This is a genomic window from Achromobacter sp. ACRQX, assembly GCF_022346505.1.
Taxonomy (GTDB): Bacteria; Pseudomonadota; Gammaproteobacteria; order Burkholderiales; family Burkholderiaceae_B; genus Achromobacter; species Achromobacter animicus.
Map to the genome: position 1 here is coordinate 36,885 of NZ_JAKRML010000025.1, position 26,126 is coordinate 63,010.

Genomic DNA, 26,126 nt, shown 5'->3' on the forward strand with positions numbered 1-26,126 from the left:
AGCAACATGAACGCGGCGGCGATGCAGCAAGGCAACCCCATCAAGATCGCGATCCTGGCCATGGGCGGCCAGGGCGGCGGCGTGCTGGCCGACTGGATCGTCGACATGGCCGAGCACGCCGGCTGGTGGGCGCAGACCACCTCGGTGCCCGGCGTGGCGCAGCGCACGGGCGCCACGATCTACTACCTGGAACTGCTGCCCGAGGCCGATGTGCAGCGCGCCGGCCGCCAACCCGCGCTGGCGCTGATGCCGACGCCGGGCGACGTGGACCTGGTGGTGGCGGCCGAACTGATGGAAGGCGGCCGGGCCATCCAGCGCGGCCTCGTGACGCCCGACCGCACGGTGTTGATCGCGTCGTCGCACCGCAGTTTTGCGGTCAGCGAAAAGTCCGCGCCTGGCAACGGCATCGCCGATCCCAACAAGGTGCTGGAAGCGGGCCGCGCGGCGGCCCGGCGTTTCCTGTGCTTTGATCTGCAGGACCTGGCCGACCGCGCCGGCAGCGTCATCAGCGCCAGCCTGTTCGGAGCGGTGGCCGGCAGCGGCGCCCTGCCCTTCACCCGTGACGATTTCGAGGCCACCGTGCGCCGCGCGGGCCTGGGCGTGGACGCCAGCCTGCGCGCCTTTGCGCTGGGTTTCGAGTCGGTCAACTCGGCGCCCGGGCAGCCTGCCGCCATCGACCTGACGCGCCCTGTTCCGGACGTACCCGAGCGCGCCGCCAGCCCGCGCGCGCAGGCGTTGCTGGACGCCATCCGGCGCGATTTCCCCGCCTGTGCCCAGCCCATGCTGACCGCCGGCGTGCGCCGCCAGATCGAATTCCAGGATCTGCCCTACGCCGAAGACTACCTGCGCCGCATGAAGGCCATCCGCGACCTGGATGCGCAGCACGGCGGCGACGCGCACCAATGGGCGCTGACCTGCGCCGCGGCGCGTTACGTGGCCACCGCCATGGCCTACGACGACGTGATCCGCGTGGCGGACCTCAAGACCCGCGGCACGCGCTTTGACCGCGTGCGCACGGAAGTCGGCGCGCGCGCCGGCCAGCTCGTCGACACGACCGAATTCATGCATCCCCGGCTGGAAGAAATCTGCGGCACGTTGCCGGTGCGGCTGGGCCGCTGGCTGGAAAACTCCAAGGCCTTCGGCGGCTTCGTCGAACGCCGGCTCGGCAAGGGCCGCCGCCTGCGCAGCGGCACGCTGGGCGGATTCCTGATGCTGTACACGCTGGCCGGCATGCGGCGCTTCCGCCGCAGCACGCTGCGTCATCAGATCGAAAGCGAATCGCTGGAATCGTGGCTGGCGCTGGTGGCGCGGCTGGCCCCGCGCGACTACGCGTTGGCCGTCGAAACCGTCAACTGCCGCCGCCTGGTCAAGGGCTACAGCGACACCCATGTGCGCGGCGGCGGCAAGTACCGGCAGCTCATCGCGGCCGCCGACCAGCTGGTTGGCCGCCCCGATGCCGCCGACGCGCTGCGCGCGTTGCGCGACACCGCGCTCGCCAACGTGAAGTGCGAGCCCATGGAACGCCAGATCGCAGAAAAACTGGCCGCCTGAGGCCGACACCAGAAAGAGACAGACATCGTGCAGACACTCAAACTGATCGTCCGGGAAGTCCGGCAGGAATCACCGCTGATCCGCTCGTTCCGGCTGGCGCGCGAAGACGGAGGCACGTTGCCCGCGTTTGGCCCCGGTGCACACCTGAAGGTGACGGTGCCGGGCCTGCGCGATCCGCGCTGCTATTCGCTGGTGCAGTTGGCGCCCGAAGCCGGCCGCTTTGCCGAGCCGGCGGAATATCGCCTGGGCGTGCGGCTGGAAGACCCCAGTCAGGGCGGATCGCGCCACATGCACGCGCTGGCCGAGGGCGACGTCCTGACCGTGGAAGGCCCCAAGAACGACTTTCCGCTGCATGAATCCCCCGCGGGCGATGAGCCGGTCGTGCTGATCGCAGGCGGCATCGGCATCACGCCCATCGCGTCCATGGCCGCCGCGCTCAAGTCAGCCGGCCGCGCCTTCCATCTGCACTACTGCGGCCGCAGCAAGGACCAGCTTGCGTTCCTGCCTGAACTGCAGGCGCTGGCGGGCGACGACCTGACGCTGCACGCCGACGACGATCCGTCCAGCCGGTTCGATCTGCAGGCGCTGCTTGCCGCGTCCAACCCGCGCCAGCACCTGTATGTCTGTGGCCCGAAGGGCCTGATCGACGCCGTCATCCAGGGCGCGCACGCGCGCCACTGGCCCGACGCCCACATCCATTTCGAACTCTTCACCACGGCCGCCGCGCAGGCCGGCGACCAGGCCTTCGAGGTCGAACTGCGCCAGTCCGGCCGCGTGCTGACGATTCCCGCCGACAAGACCATCGTCGAGGTCATGGAAGACGAAGGCTGCGACCCGATGTACGACTGCAAGCGCGGCGAATGCGGCGTCTGCCAAGCCACCGTGCTGGAAGGCGAGCCCGATCACCGCGACTACTACCTGTCCGATACCGAAAAGGCCAGCGGCAAGATCATCCAGATCTGCATCTCGCGCGCCAAGTCCGCGCGCCTGGTGCTGGACCTGTAAGCCCGACGAGGAAGCCATCATGGCCAAATACCGCGACAATCCCGACGCCATCCGCGCGCTGCTCCGCGACACCGAGGTGCACAAGGACCTTTTCATTGACCAGGAACTGTTCGACCTGGAAATGGAGCGCCTGTACGCCAACACCTGGGTCTTCGTCGGCCACGACAGCCAGGTGCCCAATTCGGGCGACTACGTCACCACCACCGTCGGCAACCAGCCCGTGGTGATGGTGCGCCACAGCGACAAGACGGTGCGCGTGCTGCACAACCGCTGCCCGCACAAGGGCACCATGGTCGCGGGCGAGGCCTGCGGCAACACGGGCAAGTTCTTTCGCTGCCCTTATCACGCCTGGACCTTCAAGACCGACGGCAGCCTGCTGTCGATCCCGCTGAAAAAGGGCTACGAAAACACCGGCCTCGAAAACTGCGAAGCCAGCCAGGGCATGGCCGCCGTCAAAGACGTGCGCAACCATCGCGGTTTTGTGTTCTGCCGCCTGAATCCCGAGGGCCAGTCGTTCGAGGAATTCTTCGGTGACTCGCTTTCCACGCTGGACAACATGGTGGACCGGTCGCCGGAAGGCCGCCTGGAAGTCGCGGGCGGCGTGCTGCGCTACATGCACCGCTGCAACTGGAAGATGCTGGTCGACAACCAGACCGACACCTGCCATCCAATGGTTGCGCACGAATCGTCGGCGGGCACGGCCGTCAAGGTCTGGGAACAGGCGCCCGAAGGCACACCCAAGCCGATGGCGGTGGAACTGTTCGCGCCGTTCATCTCGCCGTACGAGTTCTTCGAGAACATGGGGATCCGCGTCTGGGAAAACGGCCACGGGCATACGGGCGTGTCGGACTCGATCCATGCGTCGTACTCGGGCATTCCGGGCTACTGGGAGTCGATGGTCGAGGCTTATGGCGAGGACCGCGCCAAGCAGATCCTGGGCGACGTGCGCCACAACACCGTCTACTTCCCCAACATCATGGTCAAGGGTCCGATCCAGACGCTGCGGATCTTCAAGCCGATTGCCGCCGACCGTACGCTGGTGGAGTCCTGGACCTTCCGCCTGGTGGGCGCGCCGGACCTGCTGCTGGAACGCACCCTCATGTACAACCGGCTCATCAATGCGCCGACGTCCGTGGTCGGCCACGACGACCTCGAAATGTACGAACGCGCGCAGGACGGCCTGCATTCGCGTGCGCGGGACTGGGTGAACGTGGGGCGGCTCTACGCGCCCGGCGAAGCGGACCAGAAGAACGTCGTCACCAATGGCACCAACGAATGGCAGATGCGCAACCAATATCGCGCATGGGGCCGCTACATGACCGGACCGGAGTCGGTATGAGCGCAAGCGACCGCGAGTTGATCGATTTTGTCTACGCCGAGGCGCGCCTGCTGGATGAGCTGCGCTTTGAGGACTGGCTGGACCTATACACCGAGGACGGCCACTACTGGATGCCGCTGGCGCACGGCCAGACCGATGCGAAGCTGCATGCGTCGCTGATGTATGAAGACAAGCTGCTACTGCGCGTGCGTGTGGAGCGGCTGGCGGGCCAGCGCACGTTTTCGCAGCAGCCCAAGAGCCGCTGCCATCATCTGCTGCAGGCGCCTACCGTCGAACATGACCATCCCGAGGCCGCGCCCGCCGAGGGACGCCACGTGGTGCGCACCGCCTTCCATTACGTCGAGACGCGGCAGGACGCGCAGACGCTGTATGCGGGCTGGGCGACACATCACCTGGTGGAGCAGGACGGCGCGCTGCGCATTCGCTTGAAACGCGTGGACCTCGTCAACTGCGACGCTGCGTTCGGCAACATCCAACTGTTCATGTAGGAGCGGACCGTGACCGCCACCGTCCACCAGGCATTTGCCAACACCGCCTCCCGCCACGGCGGCCAGCCGTTCCTGTGCATCCTGCCCGAAACCGCCGCGGCCTATGGCATCGCTGCGGGGGAACTGACCTACGCCGCAGCGGCCGACGCCATTGAGACGCTGCGCGCCGCATATGCCGCCGCGGGCTACGGCCATGGACACCGCGCGGGCCTACTGCTGGAGAACCGGCCCGCCTTCTTCCTGCACTGGTTCGCGCTGAACGCGCTGGGGGTGTCGGTCGTGCCGATCAACCCGGACCTGCGCGCCGCCGAACTGGAGTACCTGGCTGGCCACTCCGAGATCGCGCTGGCGGTCGCCCTGCCTGGGCGCCACGCGGACCTGCTGGCCGCCGCGCAACGCGCGGGCCGCGAGCTGCGCGTGATGGGGCCGGACGATGCGCCGCCCGCCGCGCCGTTCCCGGCGCCATTGCAAGGCACAGCGCTGTCGGAACTGACCGAGTGCGCGCTGCTCTACACGTCCGGCACGACCGGCCGGCCGAAAGGCTGCATCCTGCCCAACCGCTATTTCCTGCACGCGGGCGGCTGGTACGCACGCATTGGCGGGCTTGCCGCGTTGCGGCCGGGACAGGAACGCATGCTGACGCCGCTGCCGCTGGTGCACATGAACGCCATGGCGTATTCGGCGATGGCGATGGTGCTGACGGGCGGCTGCCTGATTCCGCTGGACCGCTTCCACCCGCGCTCGTGGTGGGACAGCGTGCGCGAATCGCGCGCCACCGTACTGCACTATCTGGGCGTCATGCCCGCCATTCTGATGAAGGCCGAGCCCACCCCGCAGGATCTGCAGCCGGCCATCCGCTTCGGCTTCGGCGCGGGCGTGGACCGCAAGCTGCATGCGCCCTTCGAGGCGCGCTTCGGCTTTCCGCTGCTGGAAGCCTGGGCCATGACCGAGACCGGCGCGGGCGCCGTCATCATCGCCAATCAGGAACCGCGCCACGTCGGCACCAGCAGCTTCGGCAGCGAGGAAGCTGACGTGGAGGTGCGCATCGTGACCGACGCGGGCGAACCGGCCGCCATCGGCGAACCCGGCGAACTGCTGGTGCGCCACGCAGGGGAAGATCCGCGCTATGGCTTCTTTGCCGGCTACCTGAAGGACAAGGCCGCCACCGACGAAGCCTGGGAAGGCGGCTGGTTCCACACCGGCGACATCGTGCGCCGCGAGGCCGACGGCGCGCTGCGCTTCGTGGACCGCAAGAAGAACGTGATCCGCCGCAGCGGCGAGAACATCTCGGCCGTGGAAGTGGAAAGCGTGCTGATGCAGCATCCGCTGGTCAAGGCCGTGGCGGTGGCCGCCGTGCCGGATCCGGTGCGCGGCGACGAAGTGCTGGCGTGCGTGGTGCCCGAGTCCGCACCCGCCGACGCGGATGCGATGGCCGAGGCCGCGCGCAGCATCGTGCAATGGTCGCTGTCGCAGCTGGCCTACTACAAGGCGCCCGGCTATGTCGCGTTCGTGGACAGCCTGCCGCTCACCACCACCAACAAGATCCAGCGCGGCGAGATGAAGGCGCTGGCGCCCGGCTTGCCGGGCACGGCGCGCTGCGTGGACACCTGCCATCTGAAGAAGCGTCCGGCCGAAGGGGCCCACCGATGAGCCGCCTGGGCTACGACGGCGTGGTGGCGGCCCTGCCCGTCACGATTCCGTACGAACGCTATTCCACGCACGCCGCGCACTGGTGGCTGGGCCGCGCGCTGGGCGCGCTGATCCGGCAGTCCGGGTTGGCCAAGACCGACGTCGATGGCCTGTGCGTGTCCAGCTTCACGCTCGCGCCCGACACCGCGGTCGGTCTGGTCCAGCACCTGGGCATGACGCCGCGCTGGCTCGATCACATTCCGATGGGCGGCGCGAGCGGCGTGGCCGCGCTGCGCCGTGCGGCGCGCGCCGTGCAGGCGGGCGACGCCAACATCGTGGCTTGCCTGGCCGGCGACACGAACCACGTGGACTCGTTCCGCAACACGGTCAGCCAGTTCTCGCGCTTTGCGCAGGACGCCGTCTACCCGTACGGCGCGGGCGGCCCGAACGCCAGCTTTGCCCTGCTGACCGCCAACTACATGCGCGAGACGGGCGCCACGCGCGAAGACTTCGGCAAGCTCTGCGTGGCCCAGCGCGACAACGCCCTGCGCTATCCGCACGCGCTGATGAAAAAGCCGCTGACGCTGGCGCAGTATCTGGGCGCGCGCGTCATCACCGAGCCGATCCACCTGTTCGATTGCGTCATGCCGTGCGCCGGGGCCGACGCATTCCTGGTCATGAGCGAGGACCGCGCCCGCGCGCTGAAGCTGCCTTACGCGCGCATCCTGTCGACCATCGAGCGCCACAACGCCTGGATCGACGATCCGATCCAGACGCGGGGCGGCTGGACCATGGACGTGGACGAGTTGTACGGGCAGGCCAACGCCGCGCCGGCCGACATGGATTTCCTGCAGGCCTACGACGACTATCCCGTCATCAACCTGATGCAGATGGAAGACCTGGGCTTCTGCAAAAAAGGCGCCGCGCCGCAATTCGTGCGGGACAACACCTTTACCGTGGACGGCAGCTTTCCGTTCAACACCAATGGCGGCCAGTTGTCGGTCGGCCAGGCCGGCGCAGCCGGCGGCTATCTGGGCATGGTCGAGGCGCTGCGCCAGTTGACCGGCACGGCCGGCGGCACGCAGGTCAGCGATGCGAAGCTGGGCATGGTGAGCGGCTTCGGCATGATCAATTACGACCGCGGGCTGTGCACGGCCGCGGCGATTCTGGCAAGGAGCGACGCATGACCGAGCCGCTGGCCAAGCCGCCTCGCAAGAATCCCGTCGCGCGCACCCGGCAGCCCACGCTGCCGCCGGGCTCGCGCAGCCGCAGCGCGCTGGGGCTGACCGCTGCCGCCGCCGAAGGGCGCTTCGATCTGCAGACCTGCGCCGAGTGCGGCACGGTGCAGTACCCGCCGCGCGAAGTCTGCGGCCATTGCCTGTCGGAACACCTGCCGTGGCGGCCCGCCGATCCGATCGGCGTGCTGCTGGTCAGCACCACGCTCCATCACAGCAACGACCTGTATTTCCGCGAACGCCTGCCCTGGCGCGTGGGCACGGTGCGGATGGACGCCGGTCCGTCCGTCGTGGCGCACGTCCACCAGGACTGCGCCGACGGCGGCCGCGTACGCCTCGCGTTGAAACTGGACCGCAGCGGCCAGGCCGTGATGATTGCCCTGCCCGAAAGGAATACGCCGAACATGGAAGACGACAAGACACTTCGCGAGACCTCGTGCGATCCGAAATTCCGCCGCGTGCTGGTCACCGACGGCAAGTCGGCCGTCGGTCAGGCCGTGGCGCGCGCGCTGCTGGACGCGGGCAGTCCGATGATCTTTCTGGGCGATCCGCAGGCGTGGAAGCGTGACGCCGCGTTTGACGCGCTGGAGGCCGATCCGCGCGTGCAGGCGGTGACGCTGGACGTGACCGACACCGATTCCGTCGAGCGTGTGGCCGCGTCGATTGGCGGCAAAGTCGAGATCCTGGTGAACACGGCGGACCTGGAGCGCGAAGGCGGACTGCTTAGCCGCAAGGACGTGAACACCGCGCGCGACGCGATGGACGTCAACGTACTGGGCCTGATGCGGCTGGCGCAGAGCTTCGGCCCCGCGCTGTGCGGCCGCGCCGCCGACGGCGTGAACAACGCCGCCGCGTGGGTCAACGTACTGTCAATCTACGCGCACATGAACTTGCCATCGCGCGGCATGTGGTCCGCGTCCAAGGCCGCCGCGCTATCGCTGGCGCAATGCCTGCGCGCCGAAATGCGTGGCGCGGGCGTGCGGGTGGTGAACGTGTTTCCCGGCCCGGTCGATCACGAATGGGAGCAACGTACGCCGCCGCCGCGCGTGGCGCCGGCTGCGATCGCCGCCGCGATTGTGCGCGCGTTGAAGGACGGTATCGAAGACGTGTACGTGGGCGACGTTGCGCAGGAATTCCGCGCGCGGCTGGCCGAGAACCCGAAGGGACTGGAACGGGAGCTGGGCGCGGGCGGCTGACCGCCTGCCCCGCGCGTCGTCCCCCAACAAGCACCAACAGGAGAGCACCGTGAGTCAACCCATTCTTGCCCAATTCATGACCGAGCTGGTCTCCGGCCGCATTCGCCTGGTGGACCTGACCGAGACGCTGACGCCGGAGTTTCCCACCATCGTGCTGCCGCCGGAGTTCGGCCAGGCGTGGCCGTTCCGGATCGAGGAAATCTCGCGCTACGACGAGCGCGGGCCGGCCTGGTACTGGAACAACTTCTCGTGCTCGGAACACACCGGCACGCACTTCGACGCCCCCGCGCACTGGGTCACGGGCAAGGACCAGCCGGACAACACGGTGGACACGATTCCCATCGACGCCTTCATCGCCAGCGCCTGCGTGATCGACTGTTCCGCCGAAGCGGCCGGCAATCCGGACTTTTTGCTGACCATCGACTTCGTCAAGAAATGGGAAGAACAGCACGGCCGCATCCCCGCAAGGTCGTGGGTGCTGATGCGCACCGACTGGTCCAAGCGCGCCAAGCCCGCCGACTACCTGAACATGCAGGCCGACGGCGCGCATTCGCCCGGCCCGGATGCCGAGGTCGTGCCCTGGCTCATCAAGGAGCGCGACGTGCACGGGTTCGGCACCGAGTCGGTAGGCACGGATGCGGGACAAGCCCAGCACCTGGATCCGCCCTACCCCTGCCACTACTACATGCACGGCAACAACCGCTACGGCCTGCAGTGCCTGACCAACCTGGACCAGCTGCCGGCCACCGGCGCGGTGATCTTCTCGGCGCCGCTCAAGATCCGCAGCGGCTCGGGCAGTCCGCTGCGCGTGCTGGCGCTGGCGCCCACGGCCTGATCGCGGCCGGACCATACCAATAAATCAAGGGGGAACCATGACGCAAACCCATGTGGCCATCGTGACCGGCGGCAGCGCCGGCATCGGGGCGGAAATCTGCCGCAGCATGCTGGATGCGGGCTACGAGGTGATCTCGATGGCGCGCCGCGCCGCGGACTTCTCGCATCCGCGCCTGCACAACGTGCAGGTCGACCTGCTGGACGCCACCGCGACCGCGCAGGCGGGTGCCGAAGCCGCCGCCCAATTCCCGATCAGCCACGTTATCCACAACGCCGGCGTGATCTGGCCGAATCTGCTGCCGCAGGTCACGCAGGAAGAGCTGCATGGTCTGACGCAGATCCATCTGGGCGCCGCCATCAGCCTGGTGCAGGCCGCCCTGCCGGGCATGCAGGAACGCAGGTTCGGCCGCATCGTGATGATGTCGTCGCGCGGCGCGCTGGGCCTGCCCACGCGCACCGCCTATTCGGCCACCAAGGCCGGCATGGTGGGCATGGCCCGCACCTGGTCGCTGGAACTGGCGCCATACGGCATCACCGTCAACGTGGTGGCGCCCGGCCCGATCCAGACCGACATGTTCTACGAGGTGATCGAGGCCGGCAGCGAACGCGAACGCCAGCTTGCCGAGGGCATTCCGGTCAAGCGCCTGGGCCGCTCGGACGACGTGGCGCGCGCCGTGATGTTCTTCGCGGATCCCGCCAACAGCTTCGTCACCGGCCAGACGCTGTTCGTCTGCGGCGGCGCCAGCGTCAGCTCCATCACCATCTGACCGCCCCGCGCTTCGGGTTTTGACGGATAGGTAAGCACCGGGACCCGGGTCTACAGTGCTGATCCTTGAACGTAAGAAAGTTTAAGCAACAAGTATTCCCGCAGTTCCCGTTTTCTCCGCTTTCCAGCCGCACTCCCACTCTGCTCCCTACCCCGGAGGTTTTGCCATGCTGTCGAAGAAACTCCCCCTGGCCGCTGCCGCCGCCGTCGCCGCCCTGTTCGCCCTGCCCGCCCTGGCGCAAGTCAAGGTCGGCGTGGTCACCTCGTCCACCGGCCCCACCGCGCTGGTCGGGATTCCGCAGAAGAACACGGTGCCGCTGCTGCCCAAGAAGATCGGCGACCTGACCGTGGAATACATCTCGCTGGACGACGCCAGCGATTCCACGAACTCGGTCACGGCCTTCAAGAAGCTGATCTCGGAGCAGAACGTGGATGCGCTGATCGGGCCGTCGGGCTCGCCCAACGCCATGGGCGTGATCCAGTTCGCGGCCGAGGCCGGCGTGCCGATGCTGGCGCCGGTGGGCACCGCCGCGGTGGTGTTGCCGATGAACGACCAGAAGAAGTGGGTGTTCAAGACCACGCAGAACGACGACATCATCGCGCGCGCGCTGGTGGACCACATGGCCAAGACCGGCATCAAGACGGTCGGCTTCATCGGCCTGAACGATCCCTATGGCGAGAATTGGTACAAGGTGTTCTCGGGCCTGGCCGCGGAAAAGGGCATCAAGATCGCCGCCAACGAACGCTACCTGCGCTTTGACAGCTCGGTCACCGGCCAGGCGCTGAAGATCCTGGCCGCCAAGCCCGACGCCGTGCTGGTCGCCGCCCCTGGCGCTGCCAGCGTGCTGCCGCAGACGACGCTGTTCGATCAGGGCTACAAGGGCAAGTTCTACCAGACCCACGGCGCCGCGCTGCCCGACTTCCTGAAGCTGGGCGGCAAGAAGGTTGAAGGCACGGTGCTGGCCGCCAGCCTGATGCTGGTGCTGCCGGAAATGCCGGACAGCAACCCGTCCAAGAAGGTGGCCACCGAGTACATCGCCGCCTACGAAAAGCTGAACGGCTCCAAGCCCGCCACCTTCGGCGCCAACGTCTATGACGCCGGCCTGCTGCTGGAAAAGGCCGTGCCGATCGCCGAGAAGGCCGGCAAGCCGGGCACCAAGGAGTTCCGCAGCGCCCTGCGCGACGCGCTGGAACAGACCAAGGAGCTGGTGGGCACGCAAGGCGTCTACAACATGAGCGCCGCCGACCACAGCGGCTTTGACGAACGCGGCCGCGAGCTCATCACCGTCAAGGACGGCAACTGGACGCTAGTCAAGTAAAAGGATCTCCCCCCTCGCTCACATGCGCTGCGGGCGTCGCCAGAAAGCAGGCTCTGCGCGTCCCATCGGGATGCCGCGGATCCGGGCTCCGCCGGTCCGCAGGCATGCCCCCTGGGGGGAAGCGCGCAGCGCTTCGGGGGGGACATCCGCTTTTTGGAATTTCGCATGAATGCTCAGATTGCCTTGATACTCGGGCAGGACGGCATCACCAATGGCGCCATCTACGCGCTCCTGGCGTTGTCCATCCTGCTCGTCTTCACCGTCACCCGCGTCCTGTTCATCCCGCAGGGCGAGTTCGTCGCCTTTGGCGCGCTCACCATGGCCGCCATGCAGGCCGGCAAGCCCATCCTGCTGGTGTGGCTGCTGCTCGCGTTCGCGCTGGCCGAGGTCATCGCCGATCTGATGGCGCGCCGCAAGCGCCCCGCGCGCGGCCGCACCCACTGGCGCATGGCCGCCAAGGTGATCTATCCGCTGGCGCTGGCGCTGCTGCTGTACCGCCTGCCGCTCGCACAACTGCCGATGGCGGTGCAGGCGCTGCTGACGCTGCTGTTGCTGGTGCCGATGGGTCCGCAGCTTTATCGCCTGTTCTACCAGCCGATCGCGTCGGCCTCGACGCTGGTGCTGCTGATCGTCTCGATCGCGGTCCACCTGGCGCTGGTCGGCCTGGGCCTGCTGGCGTTCGGCGCGGAAGGCGCGCGCACCGCGCCGTTCAGCGACGCCAGCATGACGCTCGGCCCGGTCAACGTGAACAGCCAGGCGCTGTGGGTGGTGGCGGTGTCAGTGGTGCTGATCGTCGTGCTGTACCAGTTCTTTGAACGCTCGATGTACGGCAAGGCGCTGCGCGCCGCGGCGTTCAACCGCATCGGCGCGCGCCTGATGGGCATCTCGCCCGTGTTCGCGGGCAAGGCCACGTTCTTTCTGGCCGCGTTGATCGGCACCGTGTCGGGCATCCTGATCGCGCCCATCACCACCATGTATTTCGATTCGGGCTTCATGGTCAGCCTGAAAGGCTTTGTGGGCGCCATCATCGGCGGGCTGGTGAGCTATCCGCTCGCCGCGGCGGGCGCCGTGCTGGTCGGGCTGATCGAAGCCTTCTCGTCGTTCTGGGCCAGCGCCTACAAGGAAATCATCGTGTTCACGCTGATCATCCCCGTGCTGCTCTGGCGTTCACTCAACAGCCATCACGTCGAGGAAGAAGACGAATGACCCCGCGCCACATCCTCTTCGCCTTCCTGGCCCTGCTGGCGCTCGGCCCACTGGTGCTGCCGCCGTTTTACGTGACTCTGCTGAACTACATCGGCCTGTATGCGCTGGTCGCGCTGGGCCTGGTGCTGCTGACCGGCGTCGGCGGCCTGACCAGCTTCGGCCAGGCTGCCTTCGTGGGCGTGGGAGCCTACACGACGGCGCTGCTCACCACCCGCGCGGACACGCTGCCGTCGTGGCTCGGCTGGCTGGGCGCATCGCCCTGGCTCACGCTGCTGGCCGGCCTGGCGCTGACGCTGGCGCTGGCCTACCTGTTGGGCGCGATCACGCTGAAGCTGTCCGGCCACTTCCTGCCGCTGGGCACCATCGCCTGGGGGCTGTCGCTGTACTTCGTCTTCGGCTCGGTCGAAGGGCTGGGCGGCCACACCGGCATCCCGGACATTCCGGCCATCAGCCTGTTCGGCTGGACGCTCAACCAGGGCGGCAACATCTACTACCTGATCTGGGCTTTCCTGCTGGTCGCCGTGTGGTCTACGCAGAACCTGCTGGACTCGCGCGAAGGCCGCGCCATCCGCGCGCTCAAGGGCGGGCGCGTAATGGCCGAATCGATGGGCGTGGACACGGCGCGCTCGCGCATGGTGATCTTCGTCATCGCGGCGCTGCAGGCCTGCGCGTCGGGGTGGCTGTACGCGCACATGCAGCGCTTCGTGAACCCCAACCCCTTCGGCCTGCAGATGGGCATCGAATACCTGTTCATGACCGTCATCGGCGGCGCCGGACAGGTGTGGGGCGCGCTGGTCGGCGCGGGCGTCTTCACGGTGCTCAAGCAATGGCTGCAGGACCTGCTGCCCAAGGTGCTGGGCCAGACCGGCAACTTCGAAGTGATCGTCTTCGGCTTCGGCATGGTGCTGCTGCTGCACCGCGCCCGCAGCGGCCTGTGGCCGGTGCTGACGCGCTGGGTGCCCGTCAAGCGCAAGCCGCGCCATGTCGACATGACGGCCGAACCGCTGCCCCGGCGCACCATGCCGCCGCGCGGCGAGGTGGTGCTGAAAGCCGTGGACGTGACGCGCAAGTTCGGCGGCCTGGTGGCCAACAACGCCATGAACCTGGAGATCCGCGCGGGCGAAGTGCTGGCGCTGATCGGCCCGAATGGCGCGGGCAAGAGCACGATGTTCAACCAGATCTCGGGCGTGGACACGCCGACGTCGGGACAGGTGACGCTGCTGGGCCAGCCGGTGGCCGGCGTGGGTGCGCGCAAGATTGCGCGCCTGGGCCTGTCGCGCACGTTCCAGCACGTGCGCCTGTTGGGCCGCATGAGCGTGCTGGAGAACGTGGCCATCGGCGCGCACCTGCGCGGGCATCGCGGCGTGCTGCCGGCCGCCTGGCGGCTGGACCGGCCCGAAGAGGCGCGCCTGCTGGCCGAAGCCGCGCGCCAGGTCGAGCGCGTGGGGCTGGGCAAGCATCTGCATGACGAGGCGGGCTCGCTGGCGCTGGGCCAGCAGCGCATCCTGGAGATCGCGCGCGCGCTGGCGTCCGACCCGTGCATCCTGCTGCTGGACGAACCCGCGGCCGGCCTGCGCTATCAAGAGAAATGCGAGCTGGCCGAGCTGCTCAAGCGCCTGCGCGCCGAGGGCATGGCCATCCTGCTTGTCGAACACGACATGGATTTCGTGATGGGGCTGGTGGATCGCGTGGTCGTCATGGACTTCGGCGAAAAGATCGCCGAAGGCCTGCCGTCCGAGATCCAGCAGAATCCCGCGGTGCTTGAAGCGTATCTGGGCGGAGTGGAAGAATGAGCGCGAAACTGCTGCAAGTGCGCGACCTGCGCGTGGCCTACGACAAGGTCGAGGCGGTCTCCGGCGTCAGCCTGGAAGTGGGCGAAGGCCAGATCGTGACCGTGATCGGTCCCAACGGCGCGGGCAAGACCACGCTGCTGTCGGCCATCATGGGCGTGCTGCCATCGCAGGGCGGCATCACCTTCGGCGGTAAGGCGCAGGAGCACGCCGAGATCGAGGAGATGGTCGCCGCGGGCATGAACCTGGTGCCCGAAAAACGCGAGCTTTTCGCGGAAATGACGGTCGAGGACAACCTCATGCTAGGCGCCTTCGACCGCTATCGCCGTGGCCTGCGCGACCAGGACCAGACGCTGGCCGAGGTCTTTGAACTGTTTCCCCGGCTGCAAGAACGGCGCGCGCAATTGGCCGGCACGCTATCCGGCGGCGAGCGCCAGATGCTGGCCGTCGGCCGCGCGCTGATGGCCAAACCCCGCCTGCTGATGCTGGACGAACCCAGCCTGGGGCTGGCGCCGCGCATCGTGCGCGAAGTGTTCCGCATCGTCGCGCGGCTGCGCGAGATGGGCGTGTCCATCCTCTTGATCGAACAGAACGCGCGCGCCGCGCTGCAGGTGGCCGATTACGCCTATGTGCTGGAAACCGGAACGGTGACGCTGGAAGGTCCGGCGGCCGAGGTGGCGCAGGATCCGCGCGTCGTGGAGGTCTATCTGGGACTGGGGCACGGCGCGCCTGCGTGACGCAGGCTGCCGGGTCGGCCGGCTGGGTCAGGCCACGCCGCGACGCCGATCGCGGCGGTACAGCGCATACCCCAGCGGGTACATGACGGCCACGAGAAACGTCGCGACCGGATGGGTCAGCCGGTAGGCCTGCACGGCCGTCGGCACGCCGGAATGCTTCAGGTGCAGGCGAAAACGCGTGTAGCGCGCCGCCGCCATCATGAATTCGCGCGGGCGGTAGCGGAAGAATTCCAGGTGATGCTGCAACATGTCCCAGGCCAGCAGGTACAAGCCCTGGGCGTTGTTGCTGACGGACACCGCGCCCTGGCTCAGGCCACCGGGCGTGTCGTGATAGGTGCGCACTACGCGGTTGATGAAGCGGCTGAGATAGCCCGCACGCGCCACCGCCCACCACACCAGGCTTTCGGGCACGAAGCCCGCCACGTCCTCGGGAAACGGGTATTTGCGCAGGATATCCGTGCGCATACAGCCGAATTTCTCGCCCTTGATGCGGTAGCGGAAATACACGTCGACGGCGGTGCTGTCGAACACGTCCTGCGGATAACGGTCGCCGACGATGGTGCCGTCGGGCCGCGCGCACAGCCCGGTAATGGCGAAATACGAGTCGCGGCGTGCGGGCGGAATTGCGTTCCAGGCCTCATGGAAAATGGCCAGCGCGTCCGGCGGCATTTCGTCGTCGCTATCCAGGCCCACGATCATCTGGCCGCGCGCCTCGCGCACGCCACGATTGAAGGCGGTCTTCTTGTGCTGATTGTTCTGCCAGACATAGCGGATCGGAAAATCCGCCAGCGATTGCCAATGCAGGATGGACTCGTGCGTGTTGTCGGTGGAGCCGTCGTCCACCACCACCCATTCAAAATCCCGGAAAGTCTGCTGGCAGAGCGATTCGTAGACGCGGTGCAGGGTTCCTGCCCGGTTGTAGGTCGGCGTCAGAACGGTGAAAAAAATCGGCGTATCGGTCATGCCTGCTGTGCCCCTTGCGATCTTCCAGAAACCGCTGCGGTCTTGGTTCTTATGATTTCGCCTGAAGTGTAGGGGATATGCCTCGGGGAACCGATTCCACGGCTTTGGAATTTGCAATCAAATCTGACAAACCGTGCGGTTTTTTTTGATGCCGTGCGCTGCGCGGGGCATTGGCCGCAGGGCATCGTGGCGTAAACTCGGGCGGCCCAATTCGGAACGCCTATGGAAGCCTCGACCGTCCAGCTCAATGACATCGCCTTGTTCGTGGAGGTTGCCAAGCGCAAGAGCTTCAGCCAGGCCGCGCGCGCGCTGGACATGCCGACGTCGACGCTGTCGCGCCGGATCAACGAACTGGAACGCGCGATCGGGCTGCGGCTCATCAACCGCAACACGCGTCGGCTGGATCTGACCGACGCGGGCGCGGCCTACATGCGCCGGTGCCAGGGCCTCATCGACGAAGCCCGGCTGGCGCACGAGCAACTGCTGTCATTGTCGGGCGGTCCGTCGGGCAATCTGCGCGTCTCCATGCCGTACAGCCTGGCCATCTGGCTGCTGCCCGAGACCATCAGCGATTTCACCGATCGCTATCCCGAAGTGGAATGCGAATTTGACCTGAGCATGATGACGGCCTCCGACGCACAGGGCACGCCGTTCGACATCGTGCTGCGGTTCGGCCGCGAAGCCGACTATCCGGGCGCCTCCGCCGACAACGGCAATGGCAACGGCACGCCGCATCGCGCCATCGAGGGCGCCGTGGTGCACGAGCTGGTTTCGCTGGAAACGCATCTGTACGCGTCCGACAGCTATATTGCGCGTCATGGCGAGCCGCAGACGCCGGCCGATCTGTCGCAGCACCAGTGCCTGCGCACGACCATCGACGAAGCCCATTCGTACTGGACGCTGAATAACGGCGCGATTTCGCAGCGCGTGGCCGTGCACGGACATCTGGCCGCCAACAACATGAGCATCGCGGGCACGCTGGCCGGCCTGGACCTGGCCATCACGCGCATGCCGCATTGCCTGGCGCTGGAACCGATCATCCAGCGCAACTCGCTGCGGCGCGTGTTGCCGGGCTGGTCGGTGGATCCGATCTCGATCTATGTGGTTTTCCCTTCCAGCATCCAGCCGGCCAAGACCCGCGCGTTCATGGATTTCATCCGGCCCAAGCTCGGGGCCCCGCAGGCCTGACGAAAAAAACCGCAGGGCTCGCGCCTTGCGGTTTTTCTTTGATCAGGCCAAGCAGGTCCGAGACCTGCCGGCCGAACGCATCATTTAGACGCGCTTGATCTTTTCCAGCATCTTGAACACGCCCTTGGGCGACTTGACGAACAAGCGCTTGAAAGCCTTGCCCAGGCAACGGCGTTCCAGGGTGTTACGACGCACGCGTTTGCGTTCAGCCATGTTGATTCTCCTGTTGAATTTGCGGAAAGTGGCCCGCACAACCGGAAACCGGACTGGCGGAAAAAATTCGGATAACTTGGCATTTTAGCCTGAAATCCAAATCGGACGCCAATGGGCGGATTTCAAGGGTGCCAACCGGGGCTTACGCACCGCCTGAGACAACCAGGGACAAATCGGCGGCGGATACGCCAAGGCGCGGCGCAATATGGCTGGATCGCGGTCCGTCTCAGCCCGCTGCACCGCCGCCCTGCCGCGCTCAGCCCGACGTTTCCTTCAGCCGTTCCCACACCTGCTCCGCCCGCGGCAGCGGATCGACCGCGCCGTAGCCCAGCGTGGACAGCGCCGCCGCCGCATTGGCATAACGCACGGCGTCTTCCCAGGCATCGCCCTGGCAACGCCGCGCCAGCAGGCTGCCGGCAAAGCAGTCGCCCGCGCCGGTCGCGTCCACCGCTTGCACGCGCAGCGCCGGCATCACCGTGCGGCTGCGGCCGTCGTCGATGATGGAACCGTCCTTGCCCAGCTTCAGCACCACCACGCCCGGCGCGCCGCCGTCGCGGATCCAGTCCAGCGTGCGCTCCGGGTCGTCGTTGCCGGTCAGGTGCTGCAAGTCGTCCATGCTGGGCAGGAACACGTCCGCCGTGCGCATGGCTTCGCGCAGGATGGCGCGGGCGCGGTCCACGGGCCACAGGCGCAACCGCAGATTGGAATCCAGGCTGACCTGCGCGCCAGCGGCATGCGCGCGCTCGATGGCGGCGAAGACCGTGTCGCAGGCGGTAGTGCTGATGGCCATGCTGATGCCCGACACGTGCAGGAAACGCGTTCGTTCGATCAGGCCCGCGTCCAGACTGGCCGGCGTCATCAGGCTGGCGGCCGAGCCGCGCCGCAGATAGATGAAAGCATGGCCGTCAGGTCCGTGCTGCACGAAGTACAGGCCGGTGTGCGCGTCATCGTCGACCTCTACGCCGGACGTGTCGACGCCCTCGTTCTGCCACAGGTCCAGAAACTGCTTGCCGAAGGCGTCATTGCCGACCCGGGTCAGGTATGCGCAGCGCGCGCCCTGGCGGGCGGCTGCGATCACCGCGTTGGAGGTGTCGCCGCCGAAACCCTGCAGGTATTGCCGTTGGCCTTCATGCGTCTGGTTCAGCTCGACCAGCGGCTCGCCCAGCGCGACGATGTCGAAGTCAGCCATGAGCGGCCTCGCGGGTCCGGGTGATCTGCGCCACCAGCGCGGCGGTGTCGCGCGACGCGAAGGCGGCCTTGTCGTAGAGGTTGCTGCCGATGCCGACCAGGCCGGCGCCGGCCGCGAAGTACGTGCCCATGTTTTCCTGCGTGATGCCGCCCGTGGGGCAGAAGATCGTGTCCGGGTACACCGACTTCAGCGCGGCCAGGTGCTTGGGGCCGCCGGTGTCCGCCGGGAACACCTTCACCACGTCCACGCCGGCGCGGCGCGCGGCCAGGACTTCGCTCGGGGTGAACGCGCCCAGCATGCACAGCGCGTCGGCGGCGTGGGCCATGTCCACGATCTCGTGCGCCAGCGCGGGCGACACCAGGAAGTCCGCGCCCGCCACCAGCGCCTCGCGCGCCTGCGACTCGTCCAGCACGGTGCCCACGCCCAGCAGCAGGCTGGCGCCGTGCTTGTCGCGCAGCGCGCGCACCAGATCTGTGACGTTCGGAATGGTCCAGGTCAGTTCCAGCGTGGAGCAGCCGGCCGACACCGCGACTTCGGCGGCATAGGCCGCGGCGGCCGCGTCGGTGTAGCGCAGGACGGGCACGACGCGGGCGGCCAACAGGGCGGCAAGCTTGGAGGCGGTGGGAGCAGCGGTTGCGGTCATGGATTTCCTCTGGGGCTGACGATCAGGCGCCGCCGGACGTTACCGGCAGGACGGCGAGTTTGGCCGCGGCGGCATCACGCAGCCGCAGCAAGGGTTCGATATAGGCGGACTGCGGATCGCCGCGGCGGCGGAACAGCAGCGTGCTGACGCTGACGCCCGCGACGGGACGCCCTGCCCCGTCGCACAGCGCGACGCCGTAGCAGACGATGCCGGGTTCGTTTTCCTCGTTGTCGACAGCGTAGCCTCGCTGAGCCGCCACGCCCAGCGCCTCGCGCAGCGCAGGCAGACTGGTCAGCGTGGCGGGCAACCGGGCCGGCATCGGCAGCGCGTGCAGCAGGCGCTCGCGCGCGGGCTCGTCCAGCGCGGCCAGATAGGCCTTGCCGACGGCACTGGAATGCAGCGCGACGGACGCCCCCACGCGCGACACCATGCGCACGGGGCCGGGGCTTTCCAGTTTGTCGATGTAGATCATCTCGTGGCCCGCGGGCACGGCCAGATGGACGGTTTCGCCAGTCTGGTCGCGCAGCGCCTGCAGTTCGGGCGCCAGCGCGGCGCGCAGATCGAACTGGGACCATGCCTTGCTGGCGAGCGACATCAGGCGCGGCCCCAGGCGATACGCGCCGCTGGATTCTGTGACCATCCCCTGTTCGGCCAGCGCCGCCAGGATGCGGTAGACGGTAGGACGGGGATATCCGCAGTCTCGGGCAAGCATGGCGGCCGACGGCGGCTGCGGCGCATCGGCCACCGCCTGCAGCACCGCCATGAACTTTCCGAACGCTGCCGCGCCCGCGACCTTGGATTCCTGCACTCATGTCCCCAAATACATGCGATAGCCCAGGCCAGATCCGCAACGCGGCAAGCGCGAATATCAGACGAATCTGCGATACTGTTTATTTGTACAGCTACCGAGGCAGCATTTGTCCACAATATGGACATGCGCCTCACAATATAGTCAATTATTCCATATCGACGCGCCCGGAACCAGCGATGGATCGCCGCGCCGGCATGCTCCCTTCGTCAGGCTACGATACCGTCCATGAGCTCCCATATCCGCATCGTTGGCGCCCGCCAGAACAATCTCAAGAACCTGGATCTGTCTATCGCCACCGGCGAACTGGTCGTCGTCACCGGGGTGTCGGGGTCCGGTAAAAGTTCGCTGGCCTTCGACACCCTTTACGCCGAGGGCCAACGGCGCTACGTGGAAACCTTCTCGCCCTATGCGCGCCAGTTCCTGGACCGCATGGACAAGCCGCAGGTGGACCGCATCGAGGGCATTCTGCCCGCCATCGCCATTGACCAGACCAATCCGGTGCGCAGCTCGCGCAGCACGGTCGGCACGATGACCGAACTGAACGATCACCTGAAACTGCTGTTCGCGCGTGGCGCCAAGCTCTATTGCCGCGGCTGCGGCAAGCTGGTGCGGCGCGACACGCCGGAATCCGTCTATCACTCGCTGGCCGAGCGCGCTGCGACCGCGGGCGACCCGCGCCTGGTCGTGACCTTCCCGATCGCCGTGCCGGCCAACTTCACCGAAGACGAAGTGCGCGGCTTCCTTGAGCAGCAGGGCTACACCCGCGTGCACGCCGAGGAAACCGCCGTGCCCCGCGCCGCCGCGCCAGCCAAGGGCGCCAAGAAGGCCAAGGCCACGAAGACCGCCAAGGGCGCCACCGAAGAACGCCGCATCCTGCACGTCATCCAGGATCGCTTCCGCTTCGCCGGCACCGAGCGCGAACGCATCATGGAAGCGCTGGACACGGCGCTGCGCATGGGCGCCGGCCACATCGCCGTCTACGTCATGGACGCCGACGGCGGCAACGCGCACATCTGGAAGTACAGCGACCGGCTGCACTGCGCCGATTGCGACATCGAGTACACCGACCCGCTGCCCAGCAGCTTCTCGTTCAATTCGCCGCTGGGCGCCTGCGAGGCCTGCCGCGGCTTCGGCCGCGTGATCGGCATCGACTTCGGCCTGGTCATCCCCGACGAGAAAAAGACCCTGCTCGAAGGCGCCATCAAGCCGTGGACCACGCCGTCCTACAAGGAATGCCAGGACGACCTGCAGAAGTACGCCCCGCGCGCGGGCGTGCCGCTGGGCGTGCCCTGGAAGGACATGAGCGACGAGCACAAGCGCTGGGTGCTGTACGGCACGCCCGACTGGAAGGGCGGCAACGACGCCTGGAAGCATCAGTGGTACGGCGTGCAGCGCTTCTTCGACTGGCTGGAAACCAAGTCGTACAAGATGCACGTGCGCGTGCTGCTGTCCAAGTACCGCAGCTACACGCCCTGCCCCAGCTGCAACGGCGCGCGACTGAAGCCCGACGCCCTGCTCTGGCGCCTGGGCAACAAGGATGAAGCCGACGCCGTGCTGCCGCCCGAAGACGGCCGCTACAAGCGCTTCATGCCGGTCGGCACCACCTGGAGCCGCGAGCAGCTCAACGGCCTGGACGGCCTGTCGCTGCACGACGTGATGCTGCTGCCGATCGAGCGGGTGCGTAAATTCTTCGACACGCTGTCGTTCTCGGGCGCGCTGGACGCCGCCACCGACCTGCTGATGACCGAAGTGCGCGCGCGCCTGAAATTCCTGTGCGACGTGGGCCTGGGCTACCTGACGCTGGACCGCCAGAGCCGCACGCTGTCGGGCGGCGAGGTCCAGCGGATCAACCTGACCACCGCGCTGGGCACCTCGCTGGTGAACACGCTGTTCGTGCTGGACGAGCCCTCCATCGGCCTGCACCCGCGCGACATGCACCGCGTCGTCGAAGTCATGCACCGCCTGCGCAACGCCGGCAACACGCTGGTGGTCGTGGAGCACGATCCGCAGGTCATGGTGGCCGCGGACCGCATCATCGACATCGGCCCCGGTCCCGGCGAGCGGGGCGGCCGCATCGTCTTCGACGGCACGCCCGACCAACTGCGCGCCGCGCCCTCGCTGACCGGCGATTATCTCGGCGGCCGACTGCGCGTGGAAGCGCCGCGTCCGATGCCGGTGGCTGCCAACACGCCGCGCCTGCTGCTGGAAGGCGTCAATGCGCACAACCTGAAGAACGTCTCTGTCGAGCTGCCGCTGGGCCGCCTGGTCTGCGTGACGGGCGTGTCCGGTTCGGGCAAATCCACGCTGGTGCAGGATGTGCTCTACCCCGCGCTGCTCAAGCAGAAGGGCAAGCCGTCGGAAGCGCCGGGCGCCTTCGACCGCCTGCTCGGCGCCGAGCAGATCGCCGACGTCGTCATGGTGGACCAGACCCCCATCGGCAAGACCGCGCGCTCCAACCCAGCCAGCTACGTCGGCGCGTTCGACGCGATCCGCAAGCTGTTTGCCCAGGCCCCGCTGGCGCGTGAGCGCGCCTACACGGCGGGCACATTCAGCTTCAACGGCGGCGACGGCCGCTGCCCGACCTGCGGCGGCACCGGCTTCGAACACGTCGAAATGCAGTTCCTGTCCGACGTGTACCTGCGCTGCCCCGATTGCGACGGCAAGCGATTCCGCCCCGAAGTGCTGGAAGTGCGCGTCGAACATTTGGGCAAGAGCGCCTCGATCGACGAGGTGCTGGAAATGACGGTCAGCGAGGCGCTGGACTTCTTCAAGGGGCTGCGCGACGTGCAGACCGGTCTTGCGCCGCTGGCCGACGTGGGCCTGGAATACGTGCGGCTGGGGCAACCGGTGCCGACCCTGTCGGGCGGCGAGGCGCAGCGCCTGAAACTGGCTGGCCACCTGGCCGAGGCTGCGCGCAGCGGCATCTCCACCGCCAAGGTCGCCAAGAAGGGCAGCCTGTTCCTGTTCGACGAACCCACCACCGGCCTGCACTTCGACGACGTCGCGCGCCTGATGCGCGCATTCCGCAAGCTGCTGGCCGCCGGCCACACGCTGCTGGTCATCGAACACAACCTGGACGTGATCCGCGCCGCGGATTGGCTGATCGACCTGGGTCCCGAAGGCGGCGACGCCGGCGGCCTGGTGCTCGGCACGGGCACGCCGCAGGACCTGATGGACAACCCCAAGTCGCATACGGGCGCCGCCCTGCGCGACTATGAAGTCAGCATCCTGCCCGTCGATACCGTCGCGGGCGGCAAGGCCGACGTCATCGTCAGCAGCGATGCCGACGCGCAGGAGGCCGAACAGGCCGGCCTGACCGCGCGCATCGCCGAGCCGCAAGCCGAGTACGGCGCCGGCGTGGGCACGCCCCTGCAATCCCTGGTGCGTGAACGCCGCCAGGGCAGCATGGCCATCGAGATCCGCAACGCGCGCGAACACAACCTGAAGAACATCAGCGTCGAAATCCCCCACGACAAGTTCACCGTCATCACGGGCGTGTCGGGCTCGGGCAAGTCCACGCTGGCCTTCGACATCCTGTTCAACGAGGGCCAGCGCCGTTATCTGGAATCGCTGAACGCCTACGCGCGCGCCATCGTGCAGCCGGCCGGCAAGCCGGACGTGGATGCCATCTTCGGCATCCCGCCCACCGTGGCGATAGAACAGCGCACCAGCCGCGGCGGCCGCAAGTCCACCGTGGCCACGATGACGGAAATCCATCACTTCCTGCGGTTGCTGTACGTGAAACTGGGCACGCAATACTGCCCGGACTGCAATGTCGCGGTTGAACCCCAGAACACCGACCAGATCGTGGCGCGCCTGTTGCGCGAGCACAAGGGCGAGCACATCGGCCTGCTCGCCCCGCTGGTCACCGCACGCAAGGGCTATTACACGGATCTGGCCAAGTGGGCGGGCTCCAAGGGCCATTCCCATCTGCGCGTTGACGGCGAATTCATTCCCGTGGCGCCGTGGCCGCGCCTGGACCGCTACAAGGAACACACCATCGAACTGCCGGTGGCAGACGTGGTGGTGGACCCGGCCAACGAGGCCGACCTGCGCGCCGCCGTCAAGAGCGCGCTGGAAAACGGCCAGGGCGTGATGTCGGTCGTGTGGCCCGTCAACAAGCTTCACGAGGCGCTGAACAGCGAACTGCAGCAGCAGCATTTCTCGGTCAAGCGCGCGTGCCCGTCCTGCGGCACCAGCTTCCCCGAACCCGATCCGCGCCTGTTCTCGTACAACTCCAAGCATGGCTGGTGCACGGGCTGCTACGGCACGGGCCTGCAATTGCAGGGCTTTGACGAAGAGCAGACCGGCGAGGAAACCGCCTGGAACGCGTGGTACGAAGGCGAGGCCAAGACCTGCACGCAATGCGATGGCCAGCGGCTGAACCGCGTGGCGCGCGCCGTGCGCTGGCGCGACAAGTCGATTGCCGAACTGGCGTCGCTGCCGGTGTCGGACGCACACACCTTCTTTACCGGACTGGTGGCGCGCGGCCGCGAAGGCGAGATCGCCCGCGACATCCTGGCCGAGATCCGCGGCCGCCTGAACTTCATGCAGGAAGTGGGCCTGAACTACCTGGCGCTGGACCGCGCCGCGCCCACGCTGTCCGGCGGCGAGGCGCAGCGCATCCGGCTGGCCGCGCAACTGGGCTCCAACCTGCAGGGCGTCTGCTACGTGCTGGACGAACCCACCATCGGCCTGCACCCGCGCGACAACCGCATCCTGCTGGACGCGCTGGCGCGGCTGGAAGGCAACGGCAACACGCTGGTGGTGGTCGAGCACGACGACGACACCATCCGCCGCGCCTCGCACGTCATCGACATCGGGCCGGGCGCGGGCATCCGCGGCGGCCGCGTGGTGGCGCAAGGCACGGTGCAGGACGTGATCGACGCGCCCGAATCCGTGACCGGCCGCTACCTGAAGACACCGCTTGCGCATCCGCTGCAAGGCCGCCGTCCCGTCGAGGCCGACACGCCCATGATCGAGATCCGCGGCGCGCGCCTGCACAATCTGCGCAGCGTCGATGCGCGCATTCCGGTGGGCCGCCTGAGCGTGGTGACCGGGGTGTCCGGCTCCGGCAAATCGACCTTGGCGCGCGAAGTGCTGCTGGACAACCTGACGCAGGCGGTCTCGCAAGGCAAGGCGCCGGGCTGGGCGGGCTGCGAAAGCATCACGGGCTGGGAAGCCATCGACCGCGTGCTCGAAGTGGACCAGACGCCCATCGGCAAGACGCCGCGCTCGTGCCCGGCCACCTACGTGGGCTTCTGGGACGACGTGCGCAAACAGTTCGCCGACACCCGCGAGGCCCGCATGCGCGGCTGGACCGCGGCGCGCTTCTCGTTCAATACCGGCGATGGCCGCTGCCCGATCTGCGAAGGCCAGGGCATGCGCACCATCGAGATGAACTTCCTGCCCGACGTGAAGGTGCCGTGCGACGCCTGCAACGGCGCGCGCTTCAACAACGACACGCTCAGCGTGCAGATGCGCGGCAAGAACGCCGGCGAGCTGCTGTCCATGGAAGTGGACGACGCCATCGGCTACTTCGCCGCCCATCCCAAGATCCACCGTCCGCTGCAATTGATGCAGGACGTGGGGCTGGGATACCTGACGCTGGGCCAGCCGTCGCCCACGCTGTCGGGCGGCGAGGCGCAGCGCATCAAGCTGGTGACCGAGCTGTCCAAGGCCCGCCTGACCGACGGCCTGATCAAGACCGGCCGCGCCTCGCGCATCCCGCACACGCTGTACGTGCTGGACGAGCCCACGGTGGGGCTGTCGATGGCCGACGTCGAAAAGCTGATCCACGTGCTGCACCGCCTGGTCGAGGCGGGCAACACGGTGGTGGTGATCGAACACAACCTGGACGTCATCGCCGAAGCCGACTGGCTGCTGGACCTGGGCCCCGAAGGCGGCACGGGCGGCGGGCAACTCGTGGGCGAAGGCTCGCCCGAGCACGTGATGACGCTGGCCGATCATTCCCACACCGGCCGGGTCCTGACGGAGTTCCTTGCGCAACAACAGCGGTAACGC

At 67.5% G+C, this 26,126-nt stretch carries 20 protein-coding genes; 15 read left to right on the forward strand and 5 right to left on the reverse strand.

The window, feature by feature from the left end:
* The first annotated feature begins 6 nt into the window (after positions 1-6).
* From MHZ91_RS20360 to MHZ91_RS20420, 13 genes are all read left to right on the forward strand, one after another.
* Positions 7-1,551: an indolepyruvate oxidoreductase subunit beta family protein gene (locus tag MHZ91_RS20360; protein ID WP_239215401.1), complete on the forward strand. Its 1,545-nt coding sequence runs from the start codon at positions 7-9 to the stop codon at positions 1,549-1,551.
* Positions 1,552-1,578: 27 nt separating this feature from the next.
* Positions 1,579-2,556, forward strand: coding sequence for a PDR/VanB family oxidoreductase (locus tag MHZ91_RS20365; RefSeq protein WP_239215403.1), 978 nt, complete (start codon positions 1,579-1,581; stop codon positions 2,554-2,556).
* A gap of 19 nt (positions 2,557-2,575) precedes the next feature.
* Positions 2,576-3,895 (forward strand): aromatic ring-hydroxylating dioxygenase subunit alpha, encoded by a 1,320-nt coding sequence (locus tag MHZ91_RS20370; protein ID WP_239215405.1) that lies wholly within the window; start codon positions 2,576-2,578, stop codon positions 3,893-3,895.
* Positions 3,892-4,383, forward strand: a complete 492-nt coding sequence (locus MHZ91_RS20375) for an aromatic-ring-hydroxylating dioxygenase subunit beta (protein WP_239215407.1) — start codon at positions 3,892-3,894, stop codon at positions 4,381-4,383. Before MHZ91_RS20370 ends, MHZ91_RS20375 begins: the two co-directional genes overlap by 4 nt.
* Before the next feature lie 9 nt (positions 4,384-4,392).
* On the forward strand, positions 4,393-6,033 hold the full coding sequence (locus tag MHZ91_RS20380; protein ID WP_239215409.1) for an AMP-binding protein: 1,641 nt from the start codon (positions 4,393-4,395) through the stop codon (positions 6,031-6,033).
* On the forward strand, positions 6,030-7,199 hold the full coding sequence (locus MHZ91_RS20385; protein ID WP_175138821.1) for a thiolase family protein: 1,170 nt from the start codon (positions 6,030-6,032) through the stop codon (positions 7,197-7,199). The genes MHZ91_RS20380 and MHZ91_RS20385 overlap by 4 nt, the downstream gene beginning before the upstream one ends.
* The gene (locus tag MHZ91_RS20390) at positions 7,196-8,443 is read left to right on the forward strand and encodes an SDR family NAD(P)-dependent oxidoreductase (RefSeq protein ID WP_239215411.1); all 1,248 of its coding nucleotides are present in this window, start codon (positions 7,196-7,198) and stop codon (positions 8,441-8,443) included. Before MHZ91_RS20385 ends, MHZ91_RS20390 begins: the two co-directional genes overlap by 4 nt.
* A gap of 49 nt (positions 8,444-8,492) precedes the next feature.
* Complete coding sequence (locus tag MHZ91_RS20395; protein ID WP_152383539.1) at positions 8,493-9,278, forward strand: cyclase family protein; 786 nt, start codon at positions 8,493-8,495, stop codon at positions 9,276-9,278.
* 37 nt (positions 9,279-9,315) lie between these two features.
* Positions 9,316-10,044 carry an SDR family NAD(P)-dependent oxidoreductase gene (locus MHZ91_RS20400; RefSeq protein ID WP_175184097.1) on the forward strand — a complete coding sequence of 243 codons (729 nt, stop codon included), beginning with the start codon at positions 9,316-9,318 and terminating at the stop codon, positions 10,042-10,044.
* A 166-nt stretch (positions 10,045-10,210) separates the two neighbouring features.
* Positions 10,211-11,362, forward strand: a complete 1,152-nt coding sequence (locus MHZ91_RS20405; RefSeq protein ID WP_239215412.1) for an ABC transporter substrate-binding protein — start codon at positions 10,211-10,213, stop codon at positions 11,360-11,362.
* A 165-nt stretch (positions 11,363-11,527) separates the two neighbouring features.
* Positions 11,528-12,568, forward strand: a complete 1,041-nt coding sequence (locus MHZ91_RS20410) for a branched-chain amino acid ABC transporter permease (protein ID WP_175184095.1) — start codon at positions 11,528-11,530, stop codon at positions 12,566-12,568.
* The gene (locus MHZ91_RS20415) at positions 12,565-14,361 is read left to right on the forward strand and encodes an ATP-binding cassette domain-containing protein (protein ID WP_175184094.1); all 1,797 of its coding nucleotides are present in this window, start codon (positions 12,565-12,567) and stop codon (positions 14,359-14,361) included. The genes MHZ91_RS20410 and MHZ91_RS20415 overlap by 4 nt, the downstream gene beginning before the upstream one ends.
* On the forward strand, positions 14,358-15,095 hold the full coding sequence (locus MHZ91_RS20420) for an ABC transporter ATP-binding protein (protein WP_175138827.1): 738 nt from the start codon (positions 14,358-14,360) through the stop codon (positions 15,093-15,095). Before MHZ91_RS20415 ends, MHZ91_RS20420 begins: the two co-directional genes overlap by 4 nt.
* Positions 15,096-15,122: 27 nt before the next feature.
* On the opposite strand, the gene MHZ91_RS20425 is transcribed toward MHZ91_RS20420, so the two are convergent.
* A complete protein-coding gene (locus MHZ91_RS20425; RefSeq protein WP_175123228.1) occupies positions 15,123-16,058 on the reverse strand; it encodes a glycosyltransferase family A protein in 936 nt (311 codons plus the stop codon).
* 222 nt (positions 16,059-16,280) lie between these two features.
* On the opposite strand from MHZ91_RS20425, the gene MHZ91_RS20430 reads away from it, so the two are divergent.
* A complete protein-coding gene (locus MHZ91_RS20430) occupies positions 16,281-17,246 on the forward strand; it encodes a LysR family transcriptional regulator (protein WP_175123229.1) in 966 nt (321 codons plus the stop codon).
* A gap of 84 nt (positions 17,247-17,330) precedes the next feature.
* Here MHZ91_RS20430 and MHZ91_RS28295 read toward each other — a convergent pair whose 3' ends face one another.
* From MHZ91_RS28295 to MHZ91_RS20445, 4 genes are all read right to left on the reverse strand, one after another.
* Positions 17,331-17,459, reverse strand: coding sequence for a hypothetical protein (locus MHZ91_RS28295; RefSeq protein ID WP_006226408.1), 129 nt, complete (start codon positions 17,457-17,459; stop codon positions 17,331-17,333).
* A 256-nt stretch (positions 17,460-17,715) separates the two neighbouring features.
* On the reverse strand, positions 17,716-18,648 hold the full coding sequence (locus tag MHZ91_RS20435) for a sugar kinase (protein ID WP_239215413.1): 933 nt from the start codon (positions 18,646-18,648) through the stop codon (positions 17,716-17,718).
* Positions 18,641-19,291, reverse strand: coding sequence for a bifunctional 4-hydroxy-2-oxoglutarate aldolase/2-dehydro-3-deoxy-phosphogluconate aldolase (locus MHZ91_RS20440; protein WP_239215414.1), 651 nt, complete (start codon positions 19,289-19,291; stop codon positions 18,641-18,643). Before MHZ91_RS20440 ends, MHZ91_RS20435 begins: the two co-directional genes overlap by 8 nt.
* Before the next feature lie 22 nt (positions 19,292-19,313).
* Positions 19,314-20,099, reverse strand: a complete 786-nt coding sequence (locus MHZ91_RS20445) for an IclR family transcriptional regulator (RefSeq protein WP_239215415.1) — start codon at positions 20,097-20,099, stop codon at positions 19,314-19,316.
* 228 nt (positions 20,100-20,327) lie between these two features.
* Between MHZ91_RS20445 and uvrA the strand changes: the two genes are divergently transcribed.
* Positions 20,328-26,123 (forward strand): excinuclease ABC subunit UvrA, encoded by a 5,796-nt coding sequence (uvrA, locus tag MHZ91_RS20450; RefSeq protein WP_239215416.1) that lies wholly within the window; start codon positions 20,328-20,330, stop codon positions 26,121-26,123.
* Positions 26,124-26,126 lie beyond the last annotated feature (3 nt).